Raw genomic sequence first — 12,531 nt, 5'->3', positions numbered from 1 at the left:
GACGCCTTCGGGTGACCGTACGGTCACCGCCCGGCTTCCGGTCGACGGCTGCCCACCCGGCCGGGGCGTCGGTCCGCCCCGCCGTGGCGGCACTACCACGCTAAGGCCTACCGGCAACCATCACCACGCTAAGGCCTGCCGGCGACCACCGGCCAGTCGACGGCGGTGTCGCCGCGGACCGGGTCGCCGACCACCCCGGCGGGTGCCCCGGCCGGGTCGGCGTCGAGCTGGATCACCCGGTTGGCGGCGTCGACGTGCACCACCCGGGGCTGGTATACGCGGGCCTCGGCGTCGGTGAACTGCCCGTACGCGATCAGGATCACCAGATCGCCGGGATGCACCAGGTGGGCTGCCGCCCCGTTGATGCCGATCACCCCGCTACCCCGGGCCCCCTCGATGACGTACGTCTCCAGCCGGGCACCGTTTGTCACGTCGACGATCGCCACCTGCTCTCCGGGCAGCAGGTCGGCGGCGTCCAGCAGGTCGGCGGCGACGGTGACCGAACCGACGTAGTGCAGATCGGCCTGGGTCACCGTGGCCCGGTGGATCTTGGACTTGAGCATGGTGCGCAGCATCAGGATCCTTCCGATCGGGAGCCGGTCAGCTCCACCGGGGCGTTGTCGATCAACCGGGTGTCACCGACCCGGGCGGCGATCAGCAGCCGGGCCGGACCGGGCACCGCCGGCCCCAGCTCGGGGTCGGTCAGCGCCAGGTAGTCGAGCTCGGCGACACCGCCGGTGTGCCGGTCGAAGGCGGCCCGGCCGGCGGCCAGCACCTCGTCGGCCAAAGCGCCCGCGGCGGCCGCCGCCGCGCCGGCCCGCAGTGCGCCGGCCAGCCCCAGCGCCACCTGCCGCTGCCGGGGCGACAGGTAACGGTTGCGGCTGGACCGGGCCAGCCCGTCCGGCTCACGGACGGTCGGCACGCCGACGATGGTCACCGGCAGATCCAGGTCGCGCACCATCCGCCGGACCAGGGTGAGCTGCTGGTAGTCCTTCTCACCGAAGAAGGCCAGGTCGGGTCGGGTGATCTGGAGCAGCTTCAGCACCACGGTGAGCACGCCGTGGAAGAAGCCCGGGCGGCTCGCCCCCTCCAGAATCTCCCCCACCGGCCCGGGGTTGACCCGAACCTGCGGCGCACCGTCCGGGTAGACCTCGGCCCGGCCCGGCGCGAAGACCGCCCGGACCCCGGCCCGCCGGCACACCTCCAGGTCGTCGTCGATGGTGCGGGGGTACCGGTCGAAGTCCTCGGTCGGCCCGAACTGCAGCGGGTTGACGAAGATCGTGGCGATCACCTGGTCGGCGCGGGCCGCCGCCGCACGCAGCAGGGCGGCGTGCCCGTCGTGCAGGGCGCCCATCGTCATCACCACCGCCACCGAGCCGGACCAGCCGGCGCGCAGCGCGGCGAGTTCGGCGCGGGTCCAGACGACCTGCAGCCCGGCCGGCGCGGTCGGGGTGGTCGGCGCGGCCGAGGCCTGGCTCATCGCACTCATCGGACCCGCTCCCGACGTCGGCCCGACGTGGCGGCCGGCTCCCGACCGGCCAGCACGTCGAGCAGCGGCACCGCGGCGGCGGCCGGCAGCCGGCCGGCGGCGATCGCCCGGTCGGCGGTACGCCGGGCCAACGCCAGATAGCTGGGCAGGCTCTCCGCAGCGGTCTCGGCCAGCCGGTCCAGGTGCCGGGCCACGGTGCCGGCGTCGCCGCGCGACACCGGCCCGGTCAGCGCGGCGTCGCCGTGCGCCAGGGCGTTGTCCAGGGCGGCGCGCAGCAGCGGCGCGAGCACCCGGGCAGGGTCGGTGACCCCGGCGTCGCGCAGCCGGTCGCCGGCCTCGTTGACCAGGGTGACCAGATGGTTCGCGCCGTGTGCCAGGGCGGCGTGGTAGAGCACCCGGTCCGTCTCGGCGACCCACTCGACGGTGCCGCCCAGCGCCGCCACCAGGCGGGTGGCCAACGGCCGCAGCGGCCGGACGGCGGTCACCCCGTAGCTGATCCCCGGCAGCCGGTCCAGGTCACCGCGCTCGCCGGTGAAGGTCATCGCCGGGTGCATCGCCAGCGGGGCGGCGCCGGTCGCCGCGGCCGGGGCCAGCACGGCGAGACCGTGCGACCCCGAGGTGTGTGCCACGACCTGGCCGGACCGCAGCGCGCCGGCCGTCACCAGGTCGGTCACCACGGTCGGCAGCACGTCGTCGGGCACCGCGAGGATCAGCAGCTCGGCGGCGTCGGCGACGTCGGCCGCCGGCCGGGGCTCGACGCCGGGCAGCAGCCGACGGATCCGGTCCCGGCTGGCCGTGCTGGCGCCGGAGACCGCGGTGATTCGATGGCCGGCGGCGGTCAGGGCGGCGGCGAGCACCGCGCCGACCCGACCGGCGCCCACGACCCCGACAGCAGGGCCGGTCACCCGGGCGGCGGGAACCTCCACCGTCGTCGGGCGCGCCGATGCGCTCATGATGTGATCCAGTCCTCGAAACGGGGGTACCGGTCGATGCCAGTATGCGCCGGGGCAACGGGCCGGAAACAACGGTGTGTGAAAACCTTCACCCGCTGGTCTAGGGTGGCCCGGTGCTGACCTGGCAGGACGCCATCTCCACCGCGCTGTACGGGCCGGAGGGCTTCTATGTGACCGGCAGCACCCCGGTGCCCGCAGCGCACTTCTCGACCAGCGCGCAGACCGGTACGCCGTTCGCCCGGGCGGTGCTGCGGCTGCTGGGTCAGGTCGACCGCCTGCTCGGCCACCCGGACCCGGTCGACCTGGTCGACGTCGGAGCCGGCGGCGGTGAGCTGCTCGGCGCCGTGCACCGGCTACTCACCGACCTGCCGGGCGCCTTCGCAGACACGCCCGGAACGCTCGCCGACCGGATCCGGTTGACCGGCGTCGACCCGGCACCCCGGCCGGCCGGCCTGCCCGAACCGGTCCAATGGCGGGCCGCACCGCCGACGCGAACCACCGGGCTGCTCGTCGCCACCGAGTGGCTGGACAACGTACCGCTCGATCTGGCCGTTCGCGACGGTGACCGGCTCCGCTGTCTGCTGGTCGACCCGGCAACCGGCCGGCAGCACCCCGGCGGGGAACTCGGAGCCGCCGACTCCGCCTGGCTGGCCCGCTGGTGGCCGCCGCTGCCGGACGGGGCGCAGGCTGAGATCGGTCGACCCCGCGACGAGGCCTGGGCCGCGGCGGTACGGACCCTGCGCCGGGGCGTCGCCGTGGCGGTCGACTACGGCCACCGGTACGCCGACCGCCCGGTCACCGGCACCCTGGCCGGTTTCCGGGCCGGCCGTACGGTGGCCCCGGTCCCCGACGGCTCCTGCGACCTCACCGCCCACGTGGCGATCGACGCGGTCGCCGCCGCCGGATCGGCGGCCGCTGGCGGGGCCGGCCACCTGCTGTGCCAGCAACGGGACGCGCTGCACCGACTCGGGGTGCACGGCCGCCGACCGCCGCTGGCCCTGGCCGGCACCGACCCGCGTGGCTACGTGGCCGCGCTGGCCGCCGCCGGCACCGCCGCTGAACTCACCGACCCGGATGGGCTGGGCGGGCACTGGTGGCTGGTCCAACCCGTCGGGCTGGCCGTCGATGTCGAATCCCTGCTGGCCTGACAACCGAGTCCCGTCTGAGGTGGCAGGCCCGGCGGGAGGGCAGGCCCGGCAGGAGGGCAGGCCCGGCAGGAGGGCAGGCCCGGCGCCGCCGCTGACCGCGCGGCGGGGAGCCGGCGTGCGACGATGGCCGGCATGGACACCGACACCGGTTCGCTGCCCCCGGCCGGGTCGGCCGACGGACTCCGCCAGCTGACCGTCGGCACCGGCGCCGGGCTGGACACCGCCGACATGGTGCTCAACATCGGCCCGCAGCACCCGTCCACGCACGGCGTACTCCGGCTCAAGCTGGTCCTCGACGGCGAGCGGGTGGTCTCCTGCGAGCCGGTGATCGGCTACATGCACCGTGGCGCCGAGAAACTGTTCGAGGTCCGCGACTACCGGCAGATCATCATGCTGGCCAACCGGCACGACTGGCTGTCCGCGTTCGCCAACGAGCTGGGTGTGGCGCTCGCCGTTGAACGGATGATGGGCATCGAGGTGCCGGAGCGGGCCACCTGGCTGCGGACCGCGCTGGCCGAACTGAACCGGGTGCTCAACCACTTGATGTTCCTCGGCTCGTATCCACTGGAGATCGGCGCGCTCACCCCGGTGTTCTACTCGTTCCGGGAGCGGGAGACGCTGCAGGCCGTGCTGGAGGAGGTCTCCGGCGGACGGATGCACTACATGTTCAACCGGGTGGGCGGCCTCAAGGAGGAGGTGCCGGCCGGCTGGACCCGCCGGGCCCGGGAGGCGATCGGCCAGGTCGAGGCCCGGATGCCCGACCTGGACCGGCTGATTCGGCGCAACGAGATCTTCCTCGCCCGTACGGTCGGGGTCGGGGTGCTCGACGCGGCGACGGCCGCGGCGTTCGGCGCCTCCGGACCGGTCGCCCGGGCCAGCGGGCTGGACCTGGACCTGCGTCGCGACGAGCCGTACCTCGCCTACGGCGAGCTGGACGTGCCGGTGGTCACCCGCCGGGCCGGCGACTGCCACGCCCGGTTCGAGGTGCTGCTCGACCAGGTGTACGCCTCACTCGACCTGGCCCGCCGCTGTCTGGACCGGGTCGACCAGCTGAGCGGGCCGGTCAACGTACGGTTGCCGAAGGTGGTCAAGGCACCCGAGGGCCACACCTACGCGTGGACCGAGAACCCGCTCGGGGTCAACGGCTACTACCTCGTCTCCCGGGGGGAGAAGACCCCGTGGCGGCTCAAGCTGCGGACTGCCTCCTACGCCAACGTGCAGGCGTTGGCGACGCTGATCCCCGGCAGCCTGGTGCCGGATCTGGTGGCAATCCTCGGTTCGATGTTCTTCGTGGTCGGCGACATCGACAAGTGACGCCGGCCTACCGCCAGCGGCGGTCGTCGGGGAAGTCGACGTCGTCACGGTAGCGGCCGCGGCCGTCGTCGTCACGGTACCGCCGGCCACCGTCGTCCGGGTCCCGGTAGCGCCGGCCCGGGGCACCGTCGTCGTAGTCGCGGTACCGGCGGCCCGGCTCGTCGTCGTAGTCGCGGTACCGGCGGCCGGCGGTGCCCTCCTCCGCGTACCGGCGGGGCGGTTCGTCGTCGCGGTAGCGCCGGCCGGACGCGTCGTCGCGGTAGCGCCGGCCCGGATCCGCCGGTTCGTCGTCCCGGTACCGGCGGGGCGGTTCCTCGTCGCGGAACCGCCGACCGACGTCGTCCTCGTCGTCCCGGTACCGGCGACTGCGCCGGACCGGCTCGTCGTCGAGTGGATCGCGGGCCGGCGACGACCAGGCTGGAGGCGACTCGGCGCCGCTGCCGGCCGGCAACGCCGGCAGCGCCGCACGCCGGCCGGTCCCGCTGATCCCCGGGCCGTCCGGCGGCGGGTCGGCCATCCGCTGGTCCCACCGGGCGTCCCGCCACGGCGGCTCGTCCGCAACCCGGTCACCGCCCGGCCCCGGCAGGTCACCCCGGTCCTGCGGGTACCGGCCGTTACGGGCACCGACTCCGGACCGGGCCGGCGGGTAGTCGTCGTCGCGGGCCGGCTGCCACCGCTCGGCCGGCGACCCGGTGCTGAAGCCGTCGGCCCGCCCGACGTCCCACCGGTCGACGGGTCGGTCGCCGTACCGTTGCTCGCCGCTGTCGTCCCGGCCGCCGCTCCACGACCAGCGCTCCTCCGGCTGGTCGCGCAGCCGACGTTCGGCCCACGACTCCTCGTCCGGCTCGGCGGAACGCCGCCCACGGGTCGCCGGTGCGGACCACTCACCGTCAATGGACTCGCCGCCCCGGCCGCCGTACCGGGTCCCGCCGTACACCGTGCCGGCGGGTTCGTCGTCGGCCCGTGGGTCGACAACGTGCCGGGTGCTCACCTGGACGGTCTCCGGCTGCCGAACGACGCCGTTCGGCCCCTGCTGGCGGGGCAGTACGGTGCCGCTGACCGCCGGGACCGAGGCGCGACCGGCCTGGCCGCCGGATGAGTACTGGCTGCCGGAGCCGTACTGGCCGCCGTAGCCAGCAGCCCCGGTCGGGCCGGAGGCCGGCACTGCCGCCGGTACGGCGGACGCCGGAGCAGCCTGATCGAACCGGTCGTAGCCGGCGCGGTCACCGCCCGGCTTTTCCCGGGCCGGTTCACTGCGGGCGATCTCGGCACGGACCACGTCCAGCTGGCCACTAAGCGCCTCGACGTCGTCCTGAACCACCTGCATCTTTTCGCCGAAGGCGCGGTGCGTCGCCCGGACGGCGGTGGAAATGTCGTTGCGCACGTCCTCGCGGAGCACATCCATTTCCTCGACGAGCGCATCCTCCATGTCGGCGCGCATAGTTTCCACACCGCCACGCAAGGTGATTGACAATCCGATCAACACCACCGACGCGATAGCGATCACCATCGCCAGTCGCAACGAGCCGTCGCCGTCGCCGAGTAACAGCAAAAGCGCAGCCAGCGGCGCCAGGCCCAGGCCACCCCAGGTAAGCCACTTGAGCGGAACCGTGCGGCGCGGCTCCTCTTCGGCCTCGGGAGCGGACATGGCTGTGGAGCCTACCGACAACTACAGATCAACGGAACGGGTACCGCCTGCTGTCCGAGAAGGTAGGCTCCACAGCCCGGGTGGCCGGCGAAAGCCCGCGCCGGCCAGGAAAATCAGCCGGTCGCCAACGCCCCGTCCGACGAGAACACCAGACCCACACTGATCTCGCCGGTGGTCAACGCGGTCTTGGTCTGCGGCCCACCGACGTCGAGGGAGCTGAACTCGCCGGCCCGGAAGTCGTACACCTCGACCAGCCCTTCCTGGCACTTGGGACGCTGCGGGCACTCCGGCGGACCGCCCAGGACGGTCGCCGTACCGGAGCATTTCTCCGCCAGGTCGGAAAGCGTACGAACGCCGTACTCGTCGGCGAAGGCACTGGTCACCGCGAACGCGTTCTGGTCCTGTGCCGCGGACGGCTCGCCGAAGACGATGCCGACCTGCTCGCCGACCTCGCGGAGCCCGGTCATCGTCTCGTCCAGGTCCGGCGACGAGATCGCTGGGGCGTTCTCCCCCGCGACCTTGTTGTTGATGAAGTCCGCCATGGTGGCCGCGTACTCCGGCACCACCTGAATCTCCCCGGTCTCCAGCGCCGGCTCGTACAGCTCACGGTTGCCGATCTGCTGCACGGTGACGTCGTAACCCGCCGCCGTCAGCACGATCCGGTACAACTCGCCCAGGGTCTCGCTCTCACTGAAGTTGGCCGCGCCGACGATCAACTCACCGCCCGGTCCGGTCTCGATACCGTCGGTCAGGGCCTCGGCGGCGGCGAACTCCTCGGCCGCGGCCTGCGGCGTCTGCCGGTCGACGTCGACCGCCCGGTTGAGCCCGATCAGCTTCTCGGTGTCCAACGCGGCCGACACCCTGTTCAGGGCGGCGACGACCTGCGGCGATGCCGCGTCGGCGTTGACCGCCGGCACGATGTTGTCGGTGTTCTGCAGCTTTTTGTCGTCAGTCAGCACCACTAGCTGGTCTCCGGCTACCGGTGCGCAGCCAGCACCGGACGCGCCGGCATCCGGCGCCTCGGTGCCGGAAGACCCCGCCTCGCCACATGCGGCGAGGAACCCCGCCGCGGTGAGCGCGCCGACCGCGCTCAGGGCGATACGTGTCCGTGCATGCATGATTGCCCGCCTCCTGTGTCCCGGCGCGACCCCATCGGGCCGGCCGCGTGTCCGACGGGCGCGGCACATGCCCGCGCGAGCGTGCTGCGGGCAGCACGGCAGCCGCGACGGGGCCCCGGCCCGTGCCGGCATGCCGTCACCCGTTCCCTCTACCGAACATCCTCAACGTAGGGTCCGACAACAGATGAAGATCGGTTGTCACCGGATCGTCATCCGGCCCAAACGGAAAGCGACGCGCTCAACCCGAACCGACCGCGCTGGCCTGCTCGTTCGCCCGCCGGCCGGGCCGGCGCAGCGGCCGCGGAGTGAACGCCCGTTCGAGCACCGCCAGCAGCCCTTCGGTGATCAGCGCCAGGGTCGCCACCAACAGACCGCCGGCGAGGATCTGGCCGCCGCCGATCGAGATGCCCAACCCGAAGCCCGCGCTGATGATCTGCCCGAGACCTCCGCCGTTGACGAACGCCGCCAGCGCCGCCGTCGCCACCACCTGCACCGCCGCGGTCCGGAACCCGGCCGCCAGGTACGGCACCGCGAGCGGCAACTCGACCCGGCGCAGCACCTGCCAGCCGGACAGCCCCATCCCCCGAGCTGCCTCCCGCACCTGCGGATCGACCTGCCGGATCCCGGTGAACGCGTTGGCCAGCAGCGGCGGTACGGCGAACACCGCCAACGCCAGGATCACCGGCGGCTTACCGAAACCCAGGAAGGTCAACGGCAGAATGGACAGCAGGGCGATGGTCGGCACCGCCAGGGTCAGGTTCGACACCAGCACCACCAGGCCGCCGCCCCGGCCGATGTGCCCGAGCCACAGTCCGACCGGCCAGGCCACCAGGCAGCCGACCGCGACCGCGGCGGCCGAGATGGTCAGGTGCTCACCGAGGCGGTCCAGCACCCCACCCGGGTTGGTCCAGTTGAGCGGGTCGTTGAGCCAGGTCACCGCCTGCTCGATCGGGTTCGCCGCCACGGTCCGCCGGCTCACGGGGCGACCCGCCGGGCCCAGGGCGTCAGCAGCCGACCGGCACCCGCCAGGAGCAGGTCGAGCAGCAGGGCCAGCGCCACGCTCAGCAGCGTACCGGTGAGGATCTGGGCCTTGTAGAAGTTGTTCCGGAAGCCACTGAAGATCAGATCACCGAGGCCGCCGTAGCCGATCAGCGAGCCGATGGTGACCAGCGCGACCGTGGAGACCGTGGCCAGCCGCAAGCCGGTCATGATGCCGGGCAGTGCCAACGGCAGTTCGATGCGCAGCAGCCGACCGAACCGGCCGTACCCCATCCCGTCGGCCGCCTCGATGGTCGCCGCCGGCACCTGACTCAGCCCGGCCAGCGAGTTGCGCACGACCAGCAGCAACGCGTACAGCACCAGGGCGATCAGCACCGACGCGGGATTTGTCGCACCCACGTAGGGTGCGACGAAGGCGAGCAGCGCCAGCGACGGGATGGTGTAGAGCACGCCGGTGAGGGCGAGGATCGGCCCGGTCAGCGACCGGAACCAGTACGCGACCACCGCCAGCGGCACCGCCAGCAGCGCGGCGATCAGCACCGCCTGTACCGTCAGGGCGACATGTTCGGTCAACGCGGCGACGATCGTCGACCAGTTGTCCTGGATGTACTGACCGGAGAACCACGGGTTACCCGGGTCAGCCCGGCCGGCGAGCAGGTGGAAGGACACAGGTGGACGGTACCGTGCGGGACACCGACGCCGACGGCGCGGCAGCGATCACCTTGACCGACATCGGCAAGCGGTTCCCGGACGGGACACGCGCCGTACAGAGCCTCTCCCTGGAGATCCCCGCCGGCCAGTTGGTGGTGCTGATCGGCCCGTCCGGCTGCGGCAAGTCCACCGTGCTCCGGATGATCAACAGGCTGATCGAGCCGACCACCGGGCGGATCATGCTCGGCGACGAGGACGTCACCCAGGTCGACCCGGTACTGCTGCGCCGCCGGATCGGGTACGTGATCCAGCACGTGGGGCTCTTCCCGCACCAGACCATCCGGGCCAACGTCGGCACGGTCCCCCGGCTGCTCGGCTGGCAGCGGGACCGGATCCGGCGCCGCGCCGACGAACTACTCGACCTGGTCGGGCTGGAACCGGGCCGGTACGGCAAGCGCTACCCGCACGAACTGTCCGGCGGACAACGCCAGCGGGTCGGCGTCGCCCGGGCGCTTGCCGCCGACCCGGTCGTTCTGCTGATGGACGAGCCGTTCTCCGCGGTCGACCCGATCGCCCGCGGCCGGCTGCAGGAGGAGTTCCTCCGGCTGCAGGCCGAGGTACGCAAGACAATCGTGCTGGTCACCCACGACCTGGACGAGGCGGTACGGCTGGGCGACCGGATCGCCGTACTGTCCGAAGGCGGCCGGCTGGAGCAGTACGCGGCACCGGCCGAACTACTCGGCGGGCCGGCGACCCCGTTCGTGACCGAGTTCGTCGGCGCCGACCGGGCGATCCGCCGGCTCGCGGTCACCCCGGTGAGCCGCGAACTGCTCGACGACGAACCGGCGGACCCGGTTCCGGCCGGGCTGCCCACCCTCGCTTTGGGTACCTCGCTCTACGACGCGCTGGCCCGGTTGCTGGTCACCGGCGCGGAGCACGCCCGGGTGGTCGACGACGCCGACCAGCCGATCGGCGTGGTGAGCCGACGCCGGATCCTCGACGCCAGCTGACCCGATGCCGGCTGACCTGCGTCAGCTCCGCTGCCCGGGCCTTAGCAGGTAGTCGATGAACGCTGCCCGTAGCAACGGCTCCGACTCGCCGTACTCGTGGCCGGTGAACTCCCGCCACAGCGCCACCGCGTCCTCGACGGTCGGGCCGATCGAGTTCGGCGCGCCGTCCAGCTCACTGGCGTCGTCGGCCCGGGACAGCCGCTGAGTTATCGACCAGAAGAAGCCCAGGTCCTTACGCTGCCGGGCCAGCTCGAACGCCTGCTCCCGCAACTGCTCGGTGGAGAGCTGATCGAGCTCCTCGAAGGTCGGCGTGGCGTGGTTCGCGGCCGGCGATTCGGTCATGCCTGCGAGCCTAACCCGCCGGCCCGTCGCTGGCTCGGCAGCTAGCGGGCTTGTCGGCGGGTCAGACAGGCCGGCGGCAGGCCAGGCGAGCCGGCGTGGGTCAGCGACTCTCGGTGCCCCAGTGGTCGTCGGCGCCCCAGTTGTCGCTGGTGTCCCAGTTGTCGCTGGTGTCCCAGCGGTCCCGGGCCGGCGCCGGCTGGGCGGGCAGGGAGGCCGACCAGGACTGCTGGCCGCCGGTTGGCGGGTCGGATGGCCACCCGGCCTCGGCCCGGGCCGGCTCCGACCAGTCCGCCAGCTGACCGTCGTAGTAGACCGGCTCGGGTTCACCAGTCGACTCGCCTGCGGTCTGCTCGGCTTCCTGGGCCTCGTCGGCGTCGTCGACCGACGTCGACCGTGGCCGGCCGAACGTCTCCACCAGACGGGTCACCGCCAGCCCGACCACCACCGCGACGGCACCGGTGGCGTACAGCGCGATGTCGAGGTCGCGCAGCTCTGCGTACCTGATGAAGAGGGTCAGGCCGATCACCGCCAACACGGACCCGAAGACACCGCCCCGGCGGCCGAATACGCTGGTCCCGCCGAGCAGCGCCGCACCGATCGCCACCGCCGTCCACTCCAGCCCCACCGACGGGCTGACCGGGCCGTTGCCGACGGCGGCCAGCAGCACCCCGCCGACCACCGCGAAGACCATCGACAGGATCAGCGCACCGCTGGTGACCAGCGCGGCGACGCCGCCCCGCCGATCGGCCGGATCGGCAACCGGGCGGAACCGCCCGACCCCCCGCCGGATCGACTTGATCGTGCCGAGGGATCCACCGAGCAACGCCAGCACGACGAAGCCGCCGAAGAGCACGAACGCCTGGCCGGTCGGGTCGAAGGCACCCTGCAGGTCGACCGGGCCGGACCGCTGCTGGATGAAGACGACCGCCACGCAGGCGGCGACCAGACTGCCCGCCCAACCGGACACCTGCAGGCCGGTGACCAGCAGCGCCGTCCCCGCGCCGAGCACCACCGCCCAGATGGTGCCGGTGACCAGCACCGGCACCACGCCGTTGTCGCCGTTCTCGGCGAAGTGCAGCGCGGCGGCCACCGCCACCGGTCCGATGGCCAGGTTCGGCGCCCCGGCGCGCAGCGTGATCCCGGCGGCGAGCGCGAACAGGCCGAGCCCGGTCGCGTAGACCAGCAGCGGATCGCGGGTGCCGGCGCTGGTGAGGCCCGGGTCGACCTGGTAGAGGAGATAGCCGATCCCACCGACCGCCAGCAGCAGGATCAGTTCCCAGACGAGGTGCACGCCGAGTCGGTCCCGGCCGCGTTCGCCGTGGTAGGGGTCGTCGAAGACGTCGTCGAGCGCGGTGGACGTCAGGCGACGGCGGCTGTGCCGGGTGGTAGAGGAGCCATGCGTGGGCCGGTCCGCGGCAGCGGGCGAGTTCCCGGTCGCGGCAAAGTCCGCAGTGGTGGAGCGTCCGGTGGTGGAGAAGTCCGCAACGGTGGAGAAGGAGCTCGTCGAGTGGCCGGCCGGGCCGCGCCGACCGGGCTCGGCCGCCGGATACCGCGCGTCGCCGTAGCGGGTGTCGCCGTAGCGGGTGTCGCCGTAGCGGGTGTCGCCGTAGCGGGTGTCGCCGGGCTGACGGTGGCCGGTCGGATCCGAGGTGCTCGCGTTCCGCCGGCGATAAGGCGAATCGTCGTACGCCATACCGCGTCTCCTCTGGTCGCTCAATCGACCAGCGTGTGGCGTCCGCGCGGTGGCCCGGGCAGCCGTACCGGTCGCAGGCACCGTACCCGCGACCGGGTCCGGCCGTCACCCCCCGTATCCGGCCGAGATGCCCGGGACCGGGTCGATGCCGGGTTGGCACCGGCCC

The 12,531-nt window shown here is 73.0% G+C and carries 12 protein-coding genes; 3 read left to right on the top strand and 9 right to left on the bottom strand.

The features are described from left to right. Nucleotides 1–128 precede the first annotated feature (128 nt). Genes panD through ACFHWS_RS08285 form a run of 3 tightly spaced genes read right to left on the bottom strand, consistent with a single transcriptional unit; the run spans nucleotide 129 to nucleotide 2,442 of the window. Entirely contained in the window at nucleotides 129–575 is a 447-nt protein-coding gene (gene panD / locus ACFHWS_RS08295) for an aspartate 1-decarboxylase (RefSeq protein ID WP_416567934.1), read from the bottom strand. Next, nucleotides 575–1,480 (bottom strand): pantoate--beta-alanine ligase, encoded by a 906-nt coding sequence (gene panC / locus ACFHWS_RS08290; protein WP_416552030.1) that lies wholly within the window; start codon nucleotides 1,478–1,480, stop codon nucleotides 575–577. The genes panD and panC overlap by 1 nt, the downstream gene beginning before the upstream one ends. Nucleotides 1,481–1,485: 5 nt before the next feature. Continuing rightward, nucleotides 1,486–2,442 (bottom strand): Rossmann-like and DUF2520 domain-containing protein, encoded by a 957-nt coding sequence (locus ACFHWS_RS08285; RefSeq protein ID WP_416552031.1) that lies wholly within the window; start codon nucleotides 2,440–2,442, stop codon nucleotides 1,486–1,488. A gap of 116 nt (nucleotides 2,443–2,558) precedes the next feature. On the opposite strand from ACFHWS_RS08285, the gene ACFHWS_RS08280 reads away from it, so the two are divergent. Together ACFHWS_RS08280 and ACFHWS_RS08275 are read left to right on the top strand one after the other, a co-directional pair. Then, the gene (locus ACFHWS_RS08280) at nucleotides 2,559–3,590 is read left to right on the top strand and encodes an SAM-dependent methyltransferase (protein ID WP_416567961.1); all 1,032 of its coding nucleotides are present in this window, start codon (nucleotides 2,559–2,561) and stop codon (nucleotides 3,588–3,590) included. A gap of 123 nt (nucleotides 3,591–3,713) precedes the next feature. Next, entirely contained in the window at nucleotides 3,714–4,904 is a 1,191-nt protein-coding gene (locus ACFHWS_RS08275; RefSeq protein WP_416552032.1) for an NADH-quinone oxidoreductase subunit D, read from the top strand. Between the two features lie 7 nt (nucleotides 4,905–4,911). On the opposite strand, the gene ACFHWS_RS08270 is transcribed toward ACFHWS_RS08275, so the two are convergent. From ACFHWS_RS08270 to ACFHWS_RS08255, 4 genes are all read right to left on the bottom strand, one after another. Further along, entirely contained in the window at nucleotides 4,912–6,552 is a 1,641-nt protein-coding gene (locus ACFHWS_RS08270; protein WP_416567933.1) for a hypothetical protein, read from the bottom strand. Nucleotides 6,553–6,665: 113 nt separating this feature from the next. Continuing rightward, nucleotides 6,666–7,670 (bottom strand): glycine betaine ABC transporter substrate-binding protein, encoded by a 1,005-nt coding sequence (locus ACFHWS_RS08265; protein WP_416567932.1) that lies wholly within the window; start codon nucleotides 7,668–7,670, stop codon nucleotides 6,666–6,668. A gap of 238 nt (nucleotides 7,671–7,908) precedes the next feature. After that, complete coding sequence (locus ACFHWS_RS08260) at nucleotides 7,909–8,649, bottom strand: ABC transporter permease (RefSeq protein ID WP_416552035.1); 741 nt, start codon at nucleotides 8,647–8,649, stop codon at nucleotides 7,909–7,911. After that, nucleotides 8,646–9,338, bottom strand: coding sequence for an ABC transporter permease (locus ACFHWS_RS08255; RefSeq protein ID WP_416552036.1), 693 nt, complete (start codon nucleotides 9,336–9,338; stop codon nucleotides 8,646–8,648). The genes ACFHWS_RS08260 and ACFHWS_RS08255 overlap by 4 nt, the downstream gene beginning before the upstream one ends. Nucleotides 9,339–9,340: 2 nt before the next feature. Here ACFHWS_RS08255 and ACFHWS_RS08250 point away from each other — a divergent pair, with 2 nt between their 5' ends. After that, nucleotides 9,341–10,330, top strand: coding sequence for an ABC transporter ATP-binding protein (locus ACFHWS_RS08250; RefSeq protein WP_416552037.1), 990 nt, complete (start codon nucleotides 9,341–9,343; stop codon nucleotides 10,328–10,330). Between the two features lie 21 nt (nucleotides 10,331–10,351). On the opposite strand, the gene ACFHWS_RS08245 is transcribed toward ACFHWS_RS08250, so the two are convergent. Next, nucleotides 10,352–10,672 carry a hypothetical protein gene (locus tag ACFHWS_RS08245; protein ID WP_416552038.1) on the bottom strand — a complete coding sequence of 107 codons (321 nt, stop codon included), beginning with the start codon at nucleotides 10,670–10,672 and terminating at the stop codon, nucleotides 10,352–10,354. Between the two features lie 100 nt (nucleotides 10,673–10,772). Continuing rightward, nucleotides 10,773–12,365 carry an ABC transporter permease gene (locus tag ACFHWS_RS08240; protein ID WP_416567931.1) on the bottom strand — a complete coding sequence of 531 codons (1,593 nt, stop codon included), beginning with the start codon at nucleotides 12,363–12,365 and terminating at the stop codon, nucleotides 10,773–10,775. Nucleotides 12,366–12,531 lie beyond the last annotated feature (166 nt).

This window comes from Micromonospora sp. LOL_013, assembly GCF_048060315.1.
Classification (GTDB): domain Bacteria; phylum Actinomycetota; class Actinomycetes; order Mycobacteriales; family Micromonosporaceae; genus Micromonospora_E.
Note: the sequence above shows the minus strand (reverse complement) of the source record. Positions and strands in the feature narration are given on the sequence as shown.

Coding starts and splice junctions, on each gene's coding strand:
- ACFHWS_RS08240 (WP_416567931.1), bottom strand. CDS start 12,365: ATGGCGTACGACGATTCGCCTTATCGCCGGCGGAACGCGAGCACCTCG.
- panD (WP_416567934.1), bottom strand. CDS start 575: ATGCTGCGCACCATGCTCAAGTCCAAGATCCACCGGGCCACGGTGACC.
- ACFHWS_RS08265 (WP_416567932.1), bottom strand. CDS start 7,670: ATGCATGCACGGACACGTATCGCCCTGAGCGCGGTCGGCGCGCTCACC.
- ACFHWS_RS08245 (WP_416552038.1), bottom strand. CDS start 10,672: ATGACCGAATCGCCGGCCGCGAACCACGCCACGCCGACCTTCGAGGAG.
- ACFHWS_RS08285 (WP_416552031.1), bottom strand. CDS start 2,442: ATGAGCGCATCGGCGCGCCCGACGACGGTGGAGGTTCCCGCCGCCCGG.
- panC (WP_416552030.1), bottom strand. CDS start 1,480: ATGAGCCAGGCCTCGGCCGCGCCGACCACCCCGACCGCGCCGGCCGGG.
- ACFHWS_RS08270 (WP_416567933.1), bottom strand. CDS start 6,552: ATGTCCGCTCCCGAGGCCGAAGAGGAGCCGCGCCGCACGGTTCCGCTC.
- ACFHWS_RS08275 (WP_416552032.1), top strand. CDS start 3,714: ATGGCCGGCATGGACACCGACACCGGTTCGCTGCCCCCGGCCGGGTCG.